This window comes from Variovorax sp. E3 (assembly GCF_016082275.1).
Taxonomy (GTDB): Bacteria; Pseudomonadota; Gammaproteobacteria; order Burkholderiales; family Burkholderiaceae_C; genus Variovorax.
The window spans coordinates 24,390-43,895 of the sequence record NZ_MOWM01000034.1; the positions used below are offsets into that span (position 1 = coordinate 24,390).

The window sequence follows — 19,506 nt, forward strand, 5'->3', positions numbered from 1 at the left end:
GAGGCAATACGGATTCCGCCACGAGCGACCGAAAGCGTTTCGCTACCATCCTACCCCGCTCTTTCCGGCAGCAACAGATGGTTTCACCGCGTCTCCCCTCGACCCAGGGCCTCCAGGCCTTCGAGGCCGTCGCGCGCCTGCGCAGCGTGAACCTGGCCGCCGAAGAGCTCAGCGTGACGCCCAGCGCCGTGAGCCACCGCATCCGCCAGCTCGAGCTGCTGCTGGGGCTGAAGTTCTTCACGGGCAGCGATTTCGGCCTGAGCACCGACGGCATGGCCTACCTCGTGCGCGTGCGCGAGGCCATTGCGGCGCTGCAGCAAGTGCCGGGCCGCGAGCCCGCGTCGCAGGTGCGGCGGCTGCGCGTGGCGGTCACGCCGACCTTCTCGCGCCAGATGCTGCTGCCCCGGCTCGCGCGCTTTCGCGACGCCTACCCGAACATCGAGCTGATGCTGCAGGTGACGGCGCCGGTGCGCAACACCACGGTGGAAGAGGCCGACATCGAGCTGCGCTTCGGCACCGGGCCGTTTCACGACCGCGAGTCTTTCCAGCTGCTGGCCGACGAGGTCTCGCCCGTGTGCAGCCCGGCCTACCTGAAGCGCCACGGGCCGTTCAACGGCTTCGCGACCGACGCCGAGGTGTCGCGCGCGCAGCTGCTGCGCACGCCGCTGGAGTCGTGGCGCACCTGGTTCAAGGCCTGCGGCGTGGGCCTGCCCGAGCCCGCCACGGGCCACCAGTTCAACGACCTGGGGCTGGCGCTCGACGCGGCGGCCGAAGACTTCGGCGTGGTGCTGATGCACCTGCGGCTGGGCAGCGCCTGGCTGGACAGCGGGCGACTGGTGCGGCTGTCGCAGCGCAGCGTGCCCTCGCCCAACGCCTACTTCCTGTGCTGGCGGCCGGGGGCGATGGAGCGCTGGGAATGCGCGACCTTCGTGGCGTGGCTGAGGGAAGCGCTGCGGGACTGAAGGCGCGACCGGACAACCCGGCGGCTGAATTTTTTTCAGTTGCGGGGCCGGCTTTTTTCAGATGGGACGCTAAAGCGCCTGCCGATAATGTTTGGTTAGCCCCAATAAACAAATCAACCGCCAGGAGACCGCCCGTGTCCGACCTTTCCAAGATCACCAGCATCGAAGACCTGCGGGTGATCGCCAAGCGGCGCGTGCCGAAGATGTTCTACGACTACGCCGACTCCGGCGCGTGGACCGAGGGCACCTACCGCGCCAACGAGAGCGACTTCCAGAAGATCAAGCTGCGCCAGCGCGTGGCCGTGAACATGGAAGGCCGGTCGCTGCGCACCACCATGGTCGGGCAGGAAACCGCCATGCCCGTGGCCATCGCGCCCACCGGCCTCACCGGCATGCAGCACGCCGACGGCGAAATCCTCGGGGCCCGCGCGGCCAAGGCCTTCGGCATTCCGTTCACGCTGTCGACCATGAGCATCTGCTCGCTCGAGGACATTGCCGAGCACACCGACCGCCACCCGTTCTGGTTCCAGCTCTACGTCATGAAGGACCGCGACTTCATCGAGCGCCTGATCGAGCGCGCCAAGGCCGCCAACGTGACCGCGCTGCAGCTCACGCTCGACCTGCAGATCCTGGGCCAGCGCCACAAGGACATCAAGAACGGCCTGACCGCGCCGCCCAAGCCCACCATCCGCAACATGATCAACCTGGCGACCAAGCCGCACTGGTGCATGGGCATGCTGGGCACCAAGCGCCGCACCTTCGGCAACATCGCGGGCCATGCCAAGGGCGTGAAAGACCTGTCGTCGCTGTCGTCGTGGACCGCCGAGCAGTTCGACCCCGCGCTGAGCTGGGCCGACGTCGAGTGGATCAAGAAGCTCTGGGGCGGCAAGCTGATCCTCAAGGGCATCATGGACGTGGAAGACGCGCGCCTGGCCGCCAACAGCGGCGCCGATGCGCTCATCGTGTCCAACCACGGCGGGCGCCAGCTCGACGGCGCGCCCTCCTCCATCGCGGCGCTGCCGGCCATTGCCGAGGCCGTGGGCAGCGAGATCGAGGTCTGGATGGACGGCGGCATCCGCAGCGGACAGGACGTGCTGAAGGCGCGTGCCCTGGGTGCGCGCGGCACCATGATCGGCCGCAGCTTCCTGTACGGGCTGGGCGCCCACGGGCAGGCCGGCGTGACGCGCGCGCTGCAGATCATCCAGAAGGAGCTGGACATCACCATGGCCTTCTGCGGCCGCACGAACATCGACGACGTCGATTCGAGCATCCTGCTTCCGGGCACGTTCTGAGAGCTTGAGCAAGGCCCCTTCGGGGGTAGGCTGATGCGGCGCCGGCTGACACGCCGTGGCCCCATGCCGGCGCAGAATGTTTTGGCAACAACAACATCGCCGGCCTGCCCTGCCCTGCCCTGCTCGCATGGCGGCCGGGACAGCATCATGAGCGCAGTCACGCCTACCCAGGGAGGCCCGTCGGCCTCCGCTTCGTCCGCCCCCCACTACACGGCCGAAGAAAAGCGACACCGCGTCTTCGCCATCATGGCGGCCTCGTCGGGCAACCTGGTCGAGTGGTTCGACTTTTATGTCTACGCGTTCTCGGCGCTGTACTTCGCGCCCGCCTTCTTTCCCAAGTCAGACCCCACCGCGCAGCTGCTGAACACCGCCGGCGTGTTCGCGGCGGGCTTTCTCATGCGGCCCATCGGCGGCTGGCTGTTCGGGCGCGTGGCCGACCGGCTCGGGCGCAAGACCTCGATGCTGATCTCGGTGACCATGATGTGCGGCGGCTCGCTCGTCATCGCGGCGCTGCCGACCTATGCACAGATCGGCGCCTGGGCGCCGTTCCTGCTGCTGGTGTGCCGGCTGTTCCAGGGCCTGTCGGTGGGCGGCGAATACGGCACCACCGCCACCTACATGAGCGAGGTCGCGCTGCGCGGCCAGCGCGGCTTCTTCTCGTCGTTCCAGTACGTCACGCTGATCGGCGGGCAACTGCTCGCGGTGCTGGTCATCGTGGTGCTCGAGCAGCTGCTGACCGAGGCCGAGCTCAAGGCCTGGGGCTGGCGCATTCCGTTCGTCATCGGCGCCATTGCCGCCGTGGTCGCGCTGCTGCTGCGCCGCACGCTGCATGAAACGCAAAGCGCCGAAGCCAAGGCCAACAAGGAAGCCGGCAGCATGGCCGCGCTGTTCAAGCACCACACGCCGGCCTTCCTGACCGTGCTGGGCTACACGGCCGGCGGCTCGCTGATCTTCTACACCTTCACGACCTACATGCAGAAGTACCTGGTGAACACGGTGCACCTGCCGATCAAGACCGCGAGCTACGTGATGACGGGCGCGCTGTTCGTCTACATGTGCATGCAGCCGGTGTTCGGCGCGCTGTCGGACCGCATCGGGCGGCGCAACAACATGCTGCTGTTCGGCGGGCTCGGCGCGCTGGCCACCGTGCCGATTCTCACGGCGCTGCAGCACACGACGAGCCCGGTGACGGCCTTCGTGCTGATCATCGTGGCGCTGGCCATCGTGAGCTTCTACACCTCGATCAGCGGCATCGTGAAGGCCGAGATGTTTCCGCCCGAAGTGCGCGCGCTGGGCGTGGGGCTGGCGTATGCGGTGGCCAACGCGATCTTCGGCGGCTCGGCGGAGTACGTGGCGCTGGGCCTGAAATCGCAGGGGCACGAGTCGGCCTTCTTCTGGTACGTGAGCGCGATGATGGTGCTGGCCTTCGTCGTGAGCTTCAGGCTGCCGCGCCAGGCCAGCTACCTGCATCACGATCACTGAGGGCGCAAAACCCCTTTGTTCGGGCAATTCAAGTACGCATCGAAGGGACATACTTCCGGCCTCCAAGAGGAAAGAGGCATGAAGTCAAAGCTGGAAACAGCCATGGTGTGCGGCGCAGCCGTGCTCGTCTACGGCGCGCTGATCGGCGTCTTCGCCGCATATCCACCCTCCACCACCGGGGAGTGGGCGGCGTGGGCGCAGGCCTTCGGCTCGGTCGCCGCCATCGGGGTGGGCCTGTGGATGGTGCAGCGGCAGCACGCGCTCCAAGCGCAGCGCCGCGCGGCACGAGAACTGGCGGCCCGCCTCTCGGTGCACCAGGGCGCGCTGCAACTGGTCGACGCGGTCTACAAGGTCGCGGAGAGGGTCAAGTCGCACCCCGATGAAACCGCGCTCGACCTGCTGCACCTGTCGCTCGAGGTCGAGGGCATCACGTCGGCGCTGTCGAATGTCGACCCCCTGCGCTTCGAGACCCCGCGCGCCATCGACGCGCTGCTGATGGCGCAGGCCGCTTCGAGAAAAATGCTGGCGCACCTGCAGCGCGCATACGACCTGTCGCTGGACGGGCGCGGGCACAAATGGGCACCGGTGAAGGAGTTCGCCGAGCAGGCGAGCGCATCGGTCAAGCCGCCGATGGATGCCTTCAGGGCCGAAGTCGGCGAGGCGGAGAAGGCGCTGGCCGCCGGTTGAAGCGTCTACAGCGCGAAGATCTTCGTCATCCCCACCCACTTCTGGCCTTCGGGCGTCCACGGCGTGGGCGCCTGGAACTTCCACATCAGCGCTTCCCATTCGCGGATCTTCGGATCGGTGTGCGACGCGTGCGCCATGGCTTGCGCGTCGTACCGCGCGTCGTCCGTCTCCATCAGCATCACCATGCGCGTGCCGAGGCGATGGATTTCCATCGCGGTCACGCCATGCGCCGCCAGGTGCGCGCGCACCTCGGGCCAGATGTTTCGGTGATAGGCCTCGTACTCGGCGATCAACGCCGGGTCGTCCTTCAGGTCGAGGGCAAGAAAGTGGCGCATCAGGTCAGCGCCCTGTCGAGATGCGTGTAGCCGCCATCGACGAACACCCACTGCCCGGTCGTGTGCGAGGCCTGCGCCGAGAGCAAGAACACCACCTGGCTGGCGACCTCTTCCGGCGTCGTCATGCGATTGCCCAGCGGGATCTTGCTGGTGATCTGCTCCAGCTTGCGGTCGGGCTCGTCGAAGGCCGAAATCCAGCGCTGGTACAGCGGCGTCATCACCTCGGCCGGAATCACGGCGTTCACGCGCACGCCGTCTTCCAGCAGCGAGGCGGCCCACTCGCGCGTGAGCGACAGCTGCGCGCCCTTGGCCGCCGTGTAGCCGCTGGTGTTGCCCTGCCCCGTGACGGCCGTCTTCGACGAGATGTTGACGATGGCGCCCCGGCTCGCCTTCAGGTGCGGCAGGCAGTAGTGCGCCATCACGTAGCAGTGCACGAGGTTGCGCTCGAGCGACGCCACGAAAGCCTCGCGCCCCGCCTCGAGCCCCACGCTGTCGTTCACGCCCGCGTTGTTGACCAGCCCGTCGATGCGGCCGAATTCGGCCGACGTGTCGGCCACGGCCTTGGCGCACGCGGCTTCTTCCATCAGCTCGAACTGGAAGAAGCGCATGCGCGGCTGCAGCGCGCGCAGCGCTTCTTCGAACGGCGCGTCGAGCGGGTTCTTGCCGCAGATCACCGGCACCGCGCCCTCCCGCGCCAGCGTCATCGAGATGGCCGCGCCGATGCCGCTGCCGCCCCCGGTGACGAGCACCACCTTGTCTTTCAGATGCAGGTCCATGGTCGTGCGATGCCTTTCGTTTCGACTGGTCTCGTTTCGTCTTGACTGGCCTCAGCCGCGGAAGCGGTAGCGCTCGAGCGACTCGGGCTTCATGGTGATCGAGAAGCCCGCGCCCTTGGGCGGCATGTAGGCCGCGTTGCGGATGTCGCAGGGCTCGATGAAGTGTTCGTGCAGGTGGTCGACGTACTCGACCACGCGGCCCTCGCGCGTGCCCGAGATGCAGAGGTAGTCGATCATCGACAGGTGCTGCACGTACTCGCACAGCCCCACGCCGCCGGCATGCGGGCACACGGGCAGCTTGTATTTCGCGGCCATGAGCATCACCGCAAGAATTTCGTTCACGCCGCCCAGGCGGCACGAATCGATCTGCACCACGTCGATGCCGCCGCGCATGATGAACTGCTTGAACATGATGCGGTTCTGGCACATCTCGCCCGTGGCCACCTTCACCGGCGCGACGCCCTCGCGGATCTTGCGGTGGCCCTCGACGTCGTCGGGGCTGGTGGGCTCCTCGATGAACCACGGCTTGGCGAAGGCCAGCTGCCGCACCCAGTCGATGGCCTGGTCGACCTCCCAGACCTGGTTGGCGTCGATCATCAGATGGCGATCGGGCCCGAGCACTTCGCGCGCCACGGCCAGGCGGCGGATGTCGTCCTGCAGGTCGCGCCCCACCTTGAGCTTGATGTGGTTGAAGCCCGCGTCCACCGCCTCCTGTGCCAGCCTGCGCAGCTTGTCGTCGGAGTAGCCGAGCCAGCCGGCCGAGGTGGTGTAGCAGGGATAGCCCTCGGCCTTGAGCGTGGCGACGCGCTCGGCCTTGCCCTTGGCCGCTTCGGTGACCAGCGCCAGCGCTTCCTCGGGCGTGATGCAGTCGGTGATGTAGCGAAAGTCGATGCAGCGCACGAACTCCTCGGGGCTCATGTCGGCCACCAGCTGCCACACGGGCTTGCCTTCGGACTTGGCCCACAGGTCCCACATGGCGTTGACGACCGCGCCGGTGGCCAGGTGGATGGCGCCCTTGTCGGGCCCGATCCAGCGCAGCTGGCTGTCGGAGGTCACGTGGCGCCAGAAGCGCCCCATGTCTTCGGCCACCCATGCGAGGTCGAGCCCCACCACCAGGTGGCGCATGGCCTCGATGGCGGCGCAGCAGATCTCGTTGCCGCGCCCGATGGTGAAGGTCAGGCCGTGGCCTTCGAGCCCCGGCTGGTCTGTTTCGAGCACCACGTACGCCGCGGAGTAATCCGGGTCGGGGTTCATCGCATCGGAGCCGTCCAGCTGCTGCGAGGTGGGAAAACGCACGTCGAGCACGCGCATCGATCGGACAATGGTCATGAGGTCTTCAGGTCTTCTTAAAAAAATCAGTCGTACAACACGGCCGCGATCTTGGGGTCGGCGATGTTGCTCTTGTCGTACCAGAAGAACCCGGTGTCCACGACCTTGGGCAGCTTCTCGCCCTTGATCGCCTTCACGGCCATCTCCACGGTCTTGTAGCCCATGCCCACGGGGTTCTGCGTGATGGCGCCGGCCATGCTGCCGTCGGCAATGGCGTTCTTCTGCTGCTTGCCCGAGTCGTAGCCGATGACCACGACCTTGCCGGTGCGCTTCATCTCCTTCACGCCGTTGACCACGCCGATGGCCGAGCCCTCGTTGGCGCCGAAGATGCCCTTGATGTTGGGCGAGGCCTGCAGGATCGACTTGGTGATCTCGGTCGACTTCAGCTGGTCGCCGCCGCCGTACTGCACGCTCACGATCTTGATGTTCGGGTAGGTCGACTTGATGCGGTTCACGAAGCCGTCGCGCCGGTCGACGCCGGTGCGGCTGGTCTGGTCGTGCACCACCAGCGCCACCTCGCCGCTCTTGCCGATCAGCTCGGCCATCTTGTCGGCGGCCAGCGCGGCGGCGGCCTTGTTGTCGGTCGTGGTGGTGGTCACGGGAATGTCGCTGTCCACGCCCGAGTCGAAGGCCACCACCGGGATCTTCGCGGCCTGCGCCTTCTTCAGCAGCGGAATGGCGGCCTGGCTGTCCAGCGCGGCAAAGCCGATGGCCTGCGGCTTCTTGGCGAGCGCGGCCGAGAGCATGTCGATCTGCTTGTCGACCATGGCCTCGGTCTCGGGGCCCTCGAAGCTGACCTTGACCTTGTAGTCCTTCGCGGCCTGCTCGGCACCCGACTTCACGGCCTGCCAGAACTGGTGCTGGAAGCCCTTGGAGACCAGCGGGATGTAGACCTCTTGCGCCTGCGCCCGTGCGATGCCCCCGAACGCGATGAGCGCGGCGCCCAGCGTGAACGTCACTGCGGCTCTTCTGTGGATCATGCGATGTCTCCTGTGGTTGTGGGAAAGTCGTCGTTCAGTGCTTGCTTGCGCCGCGGCGGCGCAGGATGTCGGCGTACACGGCCAGGATGATGATCACGCCCGTGATCACCGTCTGCCACTCCTGCGCAACCGACAGGATGCGCAAGCCGTTGGTCAGCACGCTCATGATGAAGGCGCCGATGATCGTGCCGACGATGGTGCCGGTGCCCCCGCTCAGCGAGGTGCCGCCAATGACCACCGCCGCGATGGCGTCCAGCTCGTAGCCCTGCCCCAGCGCGGGCTGCGCCGAGTTCAGCCGCGAGGCGATCAGCAGCCCCGCGATGCCGCAGATGCCGCCGCTGACCGTGTAGACCACCACCTTCCAGAAGTCGGTGTTCACGCCCGACAGGCGCACCGCCTCTTCGTTGCTGCCCAGCGCGAAGGTGTAGCGCCCGAGAATGGTCTTGTTCAGCACGATGCTCGCGGCAACGGCCACGAGAAACAGGATGAGCACCGCGTTGGGAATCGGCAGCGACGGCACGAAGTAGCCGATCAGCGAGTCCTGCGAAATGGCGGTGAAGTTCGGCGTGTCGTTGAAGTAGATCGGCTTGGTGCCCGAGATCACCAGCGACAGCCCCTTGAGCAGCATCATCATGCCCAGCGTGGCAATGAACGGCGGGATCTTGAGCTTGGCGATGAGCACGCCCGAGGTAAAGCCCGCCAGCGCGCCGAACAAGATTGCCGCCGCGATGCCGAGCGCCAGCGGCATGCCCATGTAGGTGAGCACCACGCCCGCCATCACCGCGCAGAAGGTCATGAGCGTACCCACCGACAGGTCGATGCCCGCGGTGATGATGACGAAGGTGCAGGCAATGGCGAGCACGCCGTTCACCGCGGTCGACTGCAGGATGCTCACCAGGTTGTCGGTCTGCAGGAACTGCGGCGACGCAATGCCGAAGAACACCATCAGCACGACGAGGCTGGCAAAGGCCAGCAGCTTCTGCCGCGTGGCGGGCCGCAAGAGCCGGGCCTTCAGGCTGCCGCCGGCGGAGGTGGCTGCGGTGGCGGGGGCGATCGAGGTCATGAGGCGTTGTCTCCCTGGTGTCGTGTGTCTAGGCCGCCGCGACCGGCGCTTCGCGCTGCGTGGCCAGTTGCATGATCTTTTCCTGCGTGGCCTCGCGCCCCGGCAGCTCGCCGTTGATGCGGCCTTCGCACATCACGAGCACGCGGTGGCTCATGCGCAATATCTCGGGCAGCTCCGAAGAGATGATCACGATGGCCTTGCCCTGCGCGGCCAGCTCGTGCAGCAGGCGGTAGATCTCGGCCTTGGCGCCCACGTCGATGCCGCGCGTGGGCTCGTCGAAGAACAGCACGCCGCAGTCGCGCAGCAGCCACTTGGCGATGACGATCTTCTGCTGGTTGCCGCCCGACAGCAGCCGCACCTGCTGGTGCACAGAGGGCGTCTTGATGCGCAGTTGCTTCACGTAGCGCTCGCCCGCCGCGCCGATGGCCGCCTGGTCGATGAACGCGCCCATCGACAGGAAGCGCTTCATGTTCGGCAGCGCGATGTTGGTTTCCACGTCGAGCCCGGTGGCCAGGCCGAAGTGCTTGCGGTCTTCCGAGAGGTAGCCGATGCCGTGCGCCACCGCGTCCTCGGGCGAGCGGATCGACACCTTCCTGCCGCGCACGAATACCTCGCCCGCGTCGATGCGGTCGGCGCCGAACACGGCGCGCGCCAGCTCGGTGCGGCCCGCGCCCATCAGCCCCGCGAAACCGAGGATCTCGCCGCGTCGCAGCACGAAGCTGGCGTTGCGCACCATCGCGCCGCGGCAGATGCCGCGCGCCTCCAGCACCACCTCGTTGCCGGCGGTGTCGGGGAATTCGTTCTCCACCTCGGTGAGCTGGCGGCCCACCATCATGGCAATGAGCGAGCCCATCGGCGTCTGGTCCATCGGCACGGTCGCGATGTACTGGCCGTCGCGCATCACGGTCACGCGGTCGGCAACGCGCTTGAGCTCGTCCATCTTGTGCGAGATGTAGACCACGGCCACGCCCTGCGCCTTGAGCTGGCCGATGATGCGGAACAGGTCGCTCACCTCCTCGTTGTTCAGCGCGGCGGTGGGCTCGTCCATGATGAGCACGCGCGAGTCGAACGACAGCGCCTTGGCGATTTCCACCATCTGCTGCTTGGCCACGGTGAGCTCGCCCACCGGCGTGCGCGGGTCGAGCCGCAGGTTCATGCGATCGAAGATGCGCTGCGTTTCGGCGCGCATCGCCTCTTCGTCGATGAACAGGCCGAGCACGCCGAGCGGCTCGCGGCCGATGAAGATGTTCTGCGCGGCGCTCAGGTGGTTCATCAGGTTGAGCTCCTGATGGATGATGCCGATGCCCAGCGCCTGCGCGGCGCGCGGGCTCGCGATGTCCACGGGCTGGCCGTCGAACAGCACCTCGCCCGCGTCCTTGCGGTACACGCCCGCCAGCACCTTCATGAGCGTGGACTTGCCCGCGCCGTTCTCGCCCATGAGCGCATGCACCTCGCCGGGCATCAGCTCGAACTGCGCGTTGTGCAGGGCCCGCACGCCCGCGAAGGACTTGCACAGGTCGCGGATGGTGACGATGGGTTGCATGAAGAAATGCCCGTTCAGTCCAGGGAGAGGCCGTAGAAGCGCCGCGCCGTGCCGTGCCACACGTCGGCCTGCTCGTCCTGCGAGAGGCCGCCGATGCAGGCCTGGCTCACAGCGACCCAACCCGCGTAGTCGCCGGCCAGCGTGAGCACCGGCCAGTCGCTGCCCCACATCAGCGCGCGGGGCCGAACACCTCGAGCAGGTGCTCCCACACCGGGCGCACGGCGCGCACCGTGGCCGCGACGTCGCCATGCACCGACGCCGGCGCCTCGCCCCACAGCCCCGAGAACTTGCAGCACACCTGCGAAAACGCGGCGACCTCGGCGATGTCCGCGCGCCAGCGCGCGAAGGCTTCGCTGTCGTGCGCGCCCACGGGCGGCTTGGCCGCATGGTCGATCACCACCGGCAGCTCGGGCCAGTGCCTGAGAAAGCGCAGCAGCGGCGACAGATGACGCGGCTTCACCAGCGCGTCGAAGCGCAGGCCGAGCTGCTGCAGCGCGCGCATGGCATCGGGACGCGGCCGGCTCGCGATCCAGTCGTCGTCGGGCAGGTCTTGAAGCATCGGGCGCACGCCTTTGAACTTCGGGTGCCGCGCCATGCGCTCGAGCGTGCCGACGGCGCCGGGCCGGCCCAGCTCGACCCAGCCGACCACGCCGCCGATCGATGCATGGGCGCTGGCCAGGTCGAGCATGAACTCGGTCTCGGCCCGCGACTCGGCCGCCTGCACCAGCACCGTCCGGCCGACGCCGTGCGCCGCCAGCAGCGGCGCCAGGTCGTCCGGCAGGAAGTCGCGCAGCAACGGCGCCAGCGCGGGTACGTCGGCGCGCAGCCACCGGTAGTCGCCGCGCGCGGGCCGCCAGAAGTGCTGATGGGAGTCGATGCGCTGGATCATTTTCGGGTCGCTCGCGGCGGGTGCCGGCGAGCGCCTTGCCTCTCTTTATCCATAAGTGAATAGAGTATTTACATACGAACTTTCAACGTCAAGGGCGAGAACTCGGGGCTTACCCGTAATACGAAACTTGCAATTCCTCGAATCCGCTGTTGAAATTCACCAGTGAACAAGACAATGCAAACAATCATTTCTCCAAAGGCCGCCGCCGACGAGCAGGACCGCTACCGCGCGCCCGCGCTGGACAAGGGCCTGGACATCCTGGAATTGCTGGCCGACCAGCCCGACGGCCTGACGCGCGGCGAGATCGTGAAGGCGCTGGACCGCGGCCCCAGCGAGATCTACCGCATGCTCGAGCGGCTGGTGGCGCGGCACTACGTGATGCGCTCGCTGGCGGGCGACCGCTACAGCCTGAGCCTGAAGATGTTCGACCTGGCGCACCGCTACCCGCCGGCCGAGCGGCTGGTCACGCAGGCGCTGCCGGTGATGGACCGCTATGTGAAGGAGGCCGAGCAGTCATGCCACCTGGGCGTGTACGACCGGGGCAACGTGCAGATCGTGGCGCAGGTCAACAGCCCCGCCGCGAGCAACATGACGGTGCGCCCCGGCACGCGCGTGAACCTGCTGGACACCGGTTCGGGCCAGGTGCTGCTGGCCTGTGAATCGCCCGAGCGCCGCCGGCAGATGCTGGCCGAGCACGTGGCGCTCGACGGCGAGGTGCAGATCCCGCCCGACGAGCTGGAGCACATGCTCGAGGCCGTGCGCGCCACCGGCTACCGGCAGCGCGAGAGCCTGCAGTACTTCGGCGTGATCGACATCTCGTGCCCCATCGTCGGGCCGCACGGGCATGCGCTGGCGGTGCTGACCACGCCGTACATCCGGCGCATCGACCGCCACGCGATCCCGTCGCTGGACCGCGCGCGCGAGCTGATGCTGCAGGCCGCGCGCGAGCTGTCGCTGGTAACGAACGCTGCTTAGTCGGCGTAGACGCCGGCCGCCTTGATGATGGGCGTCCACTTGGCGATTTCCTCGGTCACGAACTTCTTGTGACCGGCCGGTTCGATGCGGCCGTCGGTCGCGACCACCGCGCCCAGCAGCTCTTCACGCTTGATGAAGTCCGGGTCTTTCAGCGCCACCTTCAGCGCGTCGTTGAGCTTCTTGAGCACCGGCGCGGGGGTGCCCTTGGGCGCGTACAGGCCGTGCCAGATCGTGACCTGGAAGTTCTTCAGGCCGGCCTCGTCGAGCGTGGGCAGGTCTTTCAGCATCGGCAGCGCCAGCCGCTTGGGCGTGGTCACGGCAAAGGCCTTGACCTTGCGGCCTGGATCTGCGGCGTGGTGTTGGTGGTCTGGTCGCACAGCAGGTCGATCTGGCCGCCGATCAGGTCGGTGATGGCCGGGGCGGTGCCCTTGTACGGCACCGCCGTCATCTCGGTCCTGGTGGCGCTCTGGTAGAGCAGCCCGCACAGGTGCGAGGCCGAGCCCACGCCGGCGTTGCCGATGTTGATCTTGCCCTTGTTGGCGGCGATCCAGCTCGTCAGCTCCTTGTAGTTGGTGGCCGGGATGCTGGGCTTGGAGATCAGTGTCATCGGCACGTCGTTGACGATGCCCAGGTACTCGAAGTCGCTCTCCACCTTGAACGGCAGGTTGCGCACCAGGCTCGGCACGGTGGCCATGGCGATGTGGTTCAGCAGCAGCGTGTAGCCGTCGGGCGTGGCGCGCGCCACCTTGGCCGCGCCGATGGAGCTGCCGGCGCCGGGCACGTTGTCGATGATCACCGTGCCGCCGCCCAGCGGCTTGCGCAGCGCCTCGGCCAGGTCGCGCGCCACGCGGTCGGTCGGGCCGCCGGCCGCGAAGGGCACGACGATGGTGATCGACTTGCCGCTCGGGAAGTCTTGCGCCTGCACCGACGTGGCGCCCACGGCGGCAGCGGCAATGGCTGCGAGGGCGAACAGTTTCTTCATGGAATCTCCAGCAGTTTTGAAAAAGGAAAAAAGGGGGAATTCAGGGCGCACGCGGCGGCACGCGGCTCTCGAGCGCGGGCGGCTGCCACTCGGGCTTGATGTGGCAGCCGTTCTTGCCGTCGGTGTCGTAGCGCGCCATCGCGGCCTTGCAGCGTTGCGCCAGGCCTTCGGGCGTGGGCTTCTCGCCCTTGTCGATCCAGTCGAGCAGCGCGGCGAAGAGCGCGGGGTATTCCGAGTCGCTCAGGTAGCTGTGCTCGCGCTCGCTGCTGAAGCTCTGCACCAGGTTGCCGCCGGTGCCGGCTGCGTCGCGGATGCGGCGGTACGAATTCTCGAGTTCCACGAACGCGGTCGGGTCGTCGATGGCGTGCAGGCCCACGGTGGGCAGCGCGGTGCGTCCGGTGGGCTGGCTGTCGGCCGCCAGCGCGCCCTTGGCCTGCGGGTCGGCCGCGTAGCGCAGCACGCCGGCATTGAGCGCCGCGTCGTCGGCCGAGCCGCTGTAGACCACGCCGATGTTGCCGAAGGGGTTGCGCCCGCCCAGGCGCTTTTGCACCAGGTCCTGGAACAGCCACGTGGCCCAGGCCAGGTGGCCGACCAGCGAGCGCTCCTGGATCTTCACGACCGACAGGATGGTCTTCAGGTGCGCCGCCTGCTCGGGCGTGCGTTGCGCGGCCGGCAGGCCCACGCCGGTGCAGGCCTTCACGCGCTCGGCGAGGTCGGCGCGCGTGAGCTTCGCATCGAGCGGCAAGCCCATCCACAGCGGGTACTGCGGCTCGTCGGGGCGCGGGTGGTTGCGGCACACGTACTGGTAGACCACGCGCAGGTCGAGCCGGAAGTCGTAGTTGTTGTTGCCGCCGCCGATCACGCCGCTCGTGAGCAGCAGGCCGTCGTAAGGGCTCTTCGCGCCCCCGGCGGGCGCATACAGCTCGGCCGCCTTGGCGGCCACGCCGCCGCCGTAGCTCTGGCCGTGCAGCAGCGTGCGGTGCGGCTGGCCGAAGTGGCGCACGAAGATCCGGCGCAGGCGCTCGGTGTCTTCGGCCGACATGGTCACGCCGTAGCCGCCGCGCCGGTAGGTGGAGCCGGCCCAGGCGTAGCCGGCCTTCACGGTGACGGCCCAGCGCTTGAGGTCTTCCTCGCTGCGCTCGAGCTTGGGCGGGCCGGTCTCGGGGCCGCCGTGGGCGTGCATCACGAGCACGCGCTTCGCGTCTTTTGCCCAGCCACCCGGAAGGGCGATCCAGTAGAGCGCGCCGGTGCCGTCTTCACCGGTGTAGCAACGCGCGGTGTCCGGCACGGGCGAGGGGCAGGCCGCGGGCCTGGGCGCCGTGGCCGTGGCCGCGTGCGCGGACAGCAGCGGCGCCGTGCCGAGCAAGGCGAATGCAGCGAGCTGCGTCAGTCGTTTTTTCAATGGCGTACTCCGAATTCCAGCGCCGCATTCGATCCGGGGTCGGAGACGAATGCAAGAACGCCGCTGTTGAAAATCAATCGGCCGGGCCGGCCCGCGTCGGACGACAGCACGCCGTCCACGAGGGGGCTGGTGCTGCTCAGGGTCGCCGCGGCGCCCCCCAGGTTGAACGCGCTCCCCGCCACCGTCGCGTCATGGTTCTCCCCCTTCACGCTGACCATCGCGTAGTTGCCGTCGGCCGTGCCGGAAGCCAGGGCCTGCTGCAGGCCGAGGATGCGCAGCCCCCGCGTGAAGACCGTGCCGGCGACCGGCGCGAAGGACTTCGGCAGCAGATGCAGCGGCACCATCGCGCCGTTGACCAGGCCGATCACCATCGAGCCGCTGAGCGTGCCGCCGCTCGCAATGGCCGGGTCTCCCGGCGGCGTGGTGAACACGTCGAATGCACCGTGGCTCGCGTTGTAGGCGATGTAGCCCTTCTCGGTCTTCGTGCAGCTGGCGTTGTACATCATGAAGCTGTCCGACACAGGGTCGCGGCAGTACTGGAAGGTGCCTGCCGTGCGCAGCTTCACCACCGCGCCGTAGGCGCCGCCCGTGTCCTGCAGCACGCCCGCCGCATTGAAGGTGTTGGCGATGGCCTTGAAGTCGGTGGGCGTGGCCGCGTTGTCGTAGGTCTTCTGGAACGCCAGCAACGGTGCAAAGCTGGTGCCGCTCGGCGCGTCCATGCCGCCCGACAGCACGCCACCGGCGCCGAAGCCGAAGACCGCGCCGCCGCTCCCCGAGCTTGTGAAGGTGCAGTCGCCGAGCTTCGTCAGCGTGCCGGGGTGCTGGGTGCCGACGCGGCCCGCGTCGCCCGAATCGATGGTCACGTTGTAGGTCATGGCGGCGGGGTCGACCTGCACGCGCAGCTCTTCGCCGAAGCTGTTGCCGCCCTTGTAGACGGTGACGGCGGCCGGCAGGTTCGGGCAGGCCAGCGGATCGCCGACCTCGGTCACGCAGCTGTAGTTGACGGCCGCGTCGAGGCTGCCGCTGCCGCGGTACTTGGGCCACGACGGGAACAGGCACAGCGGGCGCGTGCGGCCGTAGGTGCCGGCCACCGCATCGACCGCCACGCCGGTGGAGGGCGCCAAACCGCCCTCCACCCAGCCTTCGAGCGCAGCCAGCGAGTCCCAGTTGGGAATGAAGCTGCCGGTGCCGTGGCCCATGCCGGGCACGGTGTAGAAGCGCACGTTCCGGTCGACCGACGCCTGGCCCACGGTGGCGATGAGCTGCTTGTAGTAGTCGATGGTCGAGTTCGGGCTGATCACTTCGTCGGCCAGCCCGTGCAGCATGATGAGGCGCCCGCCGTGCGCGAAGAAGGGCGCCAGGTTCGGGTTGGTCGCGTCCGTGAGGTTCGACACCTCGGTGACCCGCACGGCAGAGTCGGCGCCGGGGTTCTGCGGATCGAAAGTCAGCGTGTTGAAGTTCGTGATGCGCGTGACGAAGAACTTCACCCACTGGTCGCCGGTGACGTACACGTTGGCATCGGCCGAAGAGGCCGGGTTGGCCGGCACCGCCTTCGAGCCCAGGTCGCGCGTGGTGAACGGTCCCGCCACCAGAGCGCCTTCGAGCAGGTTGTAGCCGCCCGCGCGCTTCACGCCGTTGGCCAGCGAATAGGTGCTGAGTTCGAGCGGGAATTCGATGGCGCGCACCGTCTTGATCTGGTCGTCGGACAGGCAGGTGTCGCTGGGTGGCGTGCCGACGGGGCATTGCACCGACGCCAGGATCTGATCATTGAGCTTGCGGCAGCTTTCCACGTTGCTCACGATCTTGTCGACCGCGCCGTCGAGCGCGTCGCAGGCATCCATCGCGGCCTTCTGCACCAGCAGCGTCTGGGCCACGTTCATCCAGCCCGCGCCGGCGTTGTTGTAGAGCGCGCGGCCCACGGCCACGTTCGACAGCCGCGTGCCGGTGTAGTTGAGCGCGGGCTCGTTGGCGATCACGCCGTCGTAGTCCTCGGGCCAGCGCTGGATGTAGCTGAGCGCGTCGCGCCCGCCGGTCGACGTGCCCAGGAAGTAGGCGTGCTTCGGCTTCACCGCGTAGCGCGCGAACACCAGCGCCTGCGCCACGTCGCGCGTCTTCTTGAGCGACTGGCCGCCGTAGTTGGCCAGTTGCTCGTCGTTGGCCGCGAAGCGCCCGTCGGTGATGCTGCCGGACTGGTGGCCCGAGTCGTCGCCGTAGGTGGCGTAGCCCAGCGCCAGCGGCGCGGGCTTGCCGGCGGGGCCGAAGCGGATGGCCTCGGTGCCGTCGATCAGCACGCCGTCGAAGCCGCCGCCGCCGAAATGAATGGTCTTCTGGTTCCACTTCTCGGGCAGGTTCACCGCGAAGTTGATGACCGACGCGCTCGCATCGACCGGCTGGATGGTGCCGCGCACGCGGCAGTAGTCGCCCAGCAGGTTGCCTGCGTCGCCGGCGGCCACGGGCGTGGCGCTGGTGACGGTGGCGCCCTGCGTGGGCAGGCTGATCAGCGAAGCCGGCAGGCTCTTGCCGTTCAGGTCGGCGCAGGCCACGACGGGCTGCAACACGGGCGGGCCGGCCGGCGGATCTTCGGCGGGCGGGTTGTTGCCGCCGGCGGCCGGCGGAACGAACGGCAGCAAGCCGGGGCTGCCGCCCCCTCCTCCACCGCCGCCGCAGGCGGCCAGAACGAGCGAGATGGCGAGCGCGGGGCCGAACGAGCGGCAGGCGCGCAGGGCGACGCGAATCTTCGAGGCAGGGCGCTGTATGCGCATGGGTCTTGTCTCCGGCATGCGGCCTCGTTGGGCCGCTTTTTGAATGGGCGGCCGGACGATAGTTTCCCGAGTGACTTCGGGTCAAATAAAATAACAAGGCACTTTCAATACCAAAAACATATGGACATCAGGGCGCTGCGCTACTTCGTGGCCGTCGCGGGCACCGGCCACATGACGCGCGCGGCCGAGCAACTGGGCATCCAGCAGCCGCCGCTGAGCCTGCAGATCAAGGCGCTCGAACGCGAGCTGGGGGTGCTGCTGTTCCGGCGCCATCCGCGCGGCGTGGCGCTCACCGACGCGGGCCGGCTGTTCCAGGCCGAGGCGCTGCGCATGCTGCAGGACATGGAAGCCATGAAGCAGCGCATGGCGCGCGTGGCCAAGGGCCAGGCCGGCACGCTGGCGGTCGGCTTCACCAGCTCGGCGGCGGCGCACCGCTTCATGCCCGAGGCGCTGCGCGCGTTCCGCCGCGCCTACCCCGCCGTGGAGCTGCAGCTGCGCGAGGACAACGCGGCCGAGCTCACCGACGCGCTGGCCGCCGGGCGGCTGCACTGCGGCCTGCTGCGCGTGCCGGTGGCGCGGCCCGAGGGCCTGGTGTTCGAGACGCTGCTGCGCGAGCCGGTGCTGGTGGCCATGCCCAGCGACCACCGCTTTGCCCTCGCGCGCACCAAGCTTCGCGCCCGCTGCCGCTGGCCAAGCTGTGCGAGGAAGGCATCATCCTCGTGCGGCGGCCGGGTGCGCCCGGCCTCTATGCCGAGCTGCTCGCGCTGTGCCATGCCAAGGGGCTGCGCCCGCGCGTGGTGGCCGAAGTCGATCGCATGATGACCAACCTGAACCTCGTGGCCGCGGGCGTCGGCCTGTCGGTGGTGCCCGCCTCGATGACCGGCGTGCACGCGCACGCCATCGCCTACACGCGGCTGGCCGACGGCGGCCAGCTCGACGCGCCGCTCACGCTGGTGTCGCGCGCCGAAGAAGACAACCTGCCCGCGCAGCATTTCGCGGCGCTGCTGCGCAAGCTCGCGAGCGGGCACGCGGTGTCATGAGCATGCGCGCGCGACGCCGCTTCGTGCAGGGCGCCGGCGCCCTGTTCGCCGCGGCCTGCGCGGCGCCCCGTCTCCTGCACGCCGCCCCGTCGATCTGGCCGATCCGCGCGGTGCGCCTCATCGTGGTGTACCCGCCCGGCGGCGTGAGCGACGGCATGGCACGCGTGCTGGCGGAGCCGCTCGCACAGGCGCTCGGCGTGCCGGTGCTGATCGAGAACCGCCCCGGCGCCGGCGGCAGCCTGGGCATGGACGCGCTCGCGCGTTCGGCGCCCGACGGCACCACGCTGGCCTTCTCGGCCATCAGCCCGCTCACGCTGCACCCGCTGCTGGCGCGCGTGCCCTACGACCCGCTGCGTGCCTTCGCGCCCGTGGCCAGCGTGATGCGCACGCCGGTGCTGGTGGTGGGCACGCCGGCCTTCGCGGGGCGCGGCTTCGACGCGCTCATCGCGCAGGCGCGCAGCCGGCCGGGCGCGGTGCGCTGGGCCACCTCGGGCGTGGCCACCATCGGCCACATGGTGCTGGCGCAGGTGCGCATGCAAAGCCGCACCGACATCACGCACATCCCCTACCAGGGCGGCGGACCGCAACTCAACGACGCGCTGAGCGGGCAGTTCGAGGTGCTGTCGACCAACGTCGCGGCGCAGCAGTTGCAGTACATCGAGGGCGGGCGCTTCCAGGCGCTGGCGGTGGGCGCGCCCGCGCGCATCGACGCGCTGCCCGCCGTGCCCACGCTCGCGGAACTGGGCTTCGAGAAGGCCAACCGCGATTCGCTCTTCGGCATCTTCGCGCCGGCGCGCACACGGCGGCGGTGGTGCAGCGGCTCAACGCCGAGATCAACCGCGTGCTGGACAGCGACAGCGTGCGCGCGCGCCTGCGCGGCGCCTACAACCTGCCGGCCGGCGGCGACACCGACGACTTCGCGCGCGAGATCGCGGCGGACCGCCGGCGCAACCGCGCGCTGGTCGCGGGCGACCGCTCGCAGTTCGACTGACGGATGGCCCGCCGGC

At 68.5% G+C, this 19,506-nt stretch carries 13 protein-coding genes and 4 pseudogenes; 7 read left to right on the top strand and 10 right to left on the bottom strand.

Annotated features, from left to right (window positions below; all coding sequences use genetic code 11):
• The first annotated feature begins 77 nt into the window (after positions 1-77).
• The 4 genes from BMG07_RS14605 to BMG07_RS14620 all read left to right on the top strand — a co-directional run bounded on the left by BMG07_RS14605 (position 78) and on the right by BMG07_RS14620 (position 4,423).
• The gene (locus BMG07_RS14605; protein ID WP_198085179.1) at positions 78-962 is read left to right on the top strand and encodes a LysR substrate-binding domain-containing protein; all 885 of its coding nucleotides are present in this window, start codon (positions 78-80) and stop codon (positions 960-962) included.
• A gap of 134 nt (positions 963-1,096) precedes the next feature.
• A complete protein-coding gene (locus tag BMG07_RS14610) occupies positions 1,097-2,254 on the top strand; it encodes an alpha-hydroxy acid oxidase (protein WP_198085180.1) in 1,158 nt (385 codons plus the stop codon).
• Positions 2,255-2,401: 147 nt separating this feature from the next.
• Positions 2,402-3,736 carry an MFS family transporter gene (locus BMG07_RS14615; RefSeq protein ID WP_198085181.1) on the top strand — a complete coding sequence of 445 codons (1,335 nt, stop codon included), beginning with the start codon at positions 2,402-2,404 and terminating at the stop codon, positions 3,734-3,736.
• Positions 3,737-3,814: 78 nt separating this feature from the next.
• On the top strand, positions 3,815-4,423 hold the full coding sequence (locus BMG07_RS14620; protein ID WP_198085182.1) for a hypothetical protein: 609 nt from the start codon (positions 3,815-3,817) through the stop codon (positions 4,421-4,423).
• Between the two features lie 5 nt (positions 4,424-4,428).
• Here the strand turns inward: BMG07_RS14620 and BMG07_RS14625 are convergent, their stop codons facing one another.
• The 7 genes and pseudogenes from BMG07_RS14625 to BMG07_RS14655 all read right to left on the bottom strand — a co-directional run bounded on the left by BMG07_RS14625 (position 4,429) and on the right by BMG07_RS14655 (position 11,338).
• Complete coding sequence (locus BMG07_RS14625; RefSeq protein WP_198085183.1) at positions 4,429-4,758, bottom strand: L-rhamnose mutarotase; 330 nt, start codon at positions 4,756-4,758, stop codon at positions 4,429-4,431.
• Positions 4,758-5,534, bottom strand: coding sequence for an SDR family oxidoreductase (locus tag BMG07_RS14630; protein WP_198085184.1), 777 nt, complete (start codon positions 5,532-5,534; stop codon positions 4,758-4,760). The genes BMG07_RS14625 and BMG07_RS14630 overlap by 1 nt, the downstream gene beginning before the upstream one ends.
• Before the next feature lie 51 nt (positions 5,535-5,585).
• Positions 5,586-6,863 (bottom strand): L-fuconate dehydratase, encoded by a 1,278-nt coding sequence (locus BMG07_RS14635; RefSeq protein ID WP_198085185.1) that lies wholly within the window; start codon positions 6,861-6,863, stop codon positions 5,586-5,588.
• A gap of 26 nt (positions 6,864-6,889) precedes the next feature.
• A complete protein-coding gene (locus tag BMG07_RS14640) occupies positions 6,890-7,843 on the bottom strand; it encodes an ABC transporter substrate-binding protein (protein ID WP_198085186.1) in 954 nt (317 codons plus the stop codon).
• A gap of 34 nt (positions 7,844-7,877) precedes the next feature.
• Positions 7,878-8,906 (bottom strand): ABC transporter permease, encoded by a 1,029-nt coding sequence (locus tag BMG07_RS14645; protein WP_198085187.1) that lies wholly within the window; start codon positions 8,904-8,906, stop codon positions 7,878-7,880.
• 28 nt (positions 8,907-8,934) lie between these two features.
• Entirely contained in the window at positions 8,935-10,449 is a 1,515-nt protein-coding gene (locus tag BMG07_RS14650) for a sugar ABC transporter ATP-binding protein (RefSeq protein ID WP_198085188.1), read from the bottom strand.
• Positions 10,450-10,463: 14 nt separating this feature from the next.
• Positions 10,464-11,338, bottom strand: a pseudogene (locus tag BMG07_RS14655) (amidohydrolase).
• A gap of 174 nt (positions 11,339-11,512) precedes the next feature.
• Here BMG07_RS14655 and BMG07_RS14660 point away from each other — a divergent pair.
• Positions 11,513-12,313 (top strand): IclR family transcriptional regulator, encoded by an 801-nt coding sequence (locus BMG07_RS14660; RefSeq protein ID WP_198085189.1) that lies wholly within the window; start codon positions 11,513-11,515, stop codon positions 12,311-12,313.
• Here the strand turns inward: BMG07_RS14660 and BMG07_RS14665 are convergent.
• From BMG07_RS14665 to BMG07_RS14675, 3 genes and pseudogenes are all read right to left on the bottom strand, one after another.
• Positions 12,310-13,295: pseudogene (locus BMG07_RS14665) on the bottom strand (tripartite tricarboxylate transporter substrate-binding protein). The gene BMG07_RS14660 and the pseudogene BMG07_RS14665 overlap by 4 nt on opposite strands.
• Positions 13,296-13,335: 40 nt before the next feature.
• On the bottom strand, positions 13,336-14,697 hold the full coding sequence (locus BMG07_RS14670) for a S9 family peptidase (RefSeq protein ID WP_198085190.1): 1,362 nt from the start codon (positions 14,695-14,697) through the stop codon (positions 13,336-13,338).
• On the bottom strand, positions 14,694-17,459 hold the full coding sequence (locus tag BMG07_RS14675; RefSeq protein WP_198085191.1) for a tannase/feruloyl esterase family alpha/beta hydrolase: 2,766 nt from the start codon (positions 17,457-17,459) through the stop codon (positions 14,694-14,696). Before BMG07_RS14675 ends, BMG07_RS14670 begins: the two co-directional genes overlap by 4 nt.
• A 120-nt stretch (positions 17,460-17,579) precedes the next feature.
• On the opposite strand from BMG07_RS14675, the pseudogene BMG07_RS44890 reads away from it, so the two are divergent.
• Together BMG07_RS44890 and BMG07_RS44895 are read left to right on the top strand one after the other, a co-directional pair.
• Positions 17,580-18,499: pseudogene (locus BMG07_RS44890) on the top strand (LysR substrate-binding domain-containing protein).
• Positions 18,496-19,490: pseudogene (locus BMG07_RS44895) on the top strand (Bug family tripartite tricarboxylate transporter substrate binding protein). Before BMG07_RS44890 ends, BMG07_RS44895 begins: the two co-directional pseudogenes overlap by 4 nt.
• Positions 19,491-19,506: the final 16 nt, after the last annotated feature.

Coding starts and splice junctions, on each gene's coding strand:
- BMG07_RS14605 (WP_198085179.1), top strand. CDS start 78: ATGGTTTCACCGCGTCTCCCCTCGACCCAGGGCCTCCAGGCCTTCGAG.
- BMG07_RS14635 (WP_198085185.1), bottom strand. CDS start 6,863: ATGACCATTGTCCGATCGATGCGCGTGCTCGACGTGCGTTTTCCCACC.
- BMG07_RS14675 (WP_198085191.1), bottom strand. CDS start 17,459: ATGCGCATACAGCGCCCTGCCTCGAAGATTCGCGTCGCCCTGCGCGCC.
- BMG07_RS14645 (WP_198085187.1), bottom strand. CDS start 8,906: ATGACCTCGATCGCCCCCGCCACCGCAGCCACCTCCGCCGGCGGCAGC.
- BMG07_RS14640 (WP_198085186.1), bottom strand. CDS start 7,843: ATGATCCACAGAAGAGCCGCAGTGACGTTCACGCTGGGCGCCGCGCTC.
- BMG07_RS14625 (WP_198085183.1), bottom strand. CDS start 4,758: ATGCGCCACTTTCTTGCCCTCGACCTGAAGGACGACCCGGCGTTGATC.
- BMG07_RS14615 (WP_198085181.1), top strand. CDS start 2,402: ATGAGCGCAGTCACGCCTACCCAGGGAGGCCCGTCGGCCTCCGCTTCG.
- BMG07_RS14650 (WP_198085188.1), bottom strand. CDS start 10,449: ATGCAACCCATCGTCACCATCCGCGACCTGTGCAAGTCCTTCGCGGGC.
- BMG07_RS14620 (WP_198085182.1), top strand. CDS start 3,815: ATGAAGTCAAAGCTGGAAACAGCCATGGTGTGCGGCGCAGCCGTGCTC.
- BMG07_RS14630 (WP_198085184.1), bottom strand. CDS start 5,534: ATGGACCTGCATCTGAAAGACAAGGTGGTGCTCGTCACCGGGGGCGGC.
- BMG07_RS14660 (WP_198085189.1), top strand. CDS start 11,513: ATGCAAACAATCATTTCTCCAAAGGCCGCCGCCGACGAGCAGGACCGC.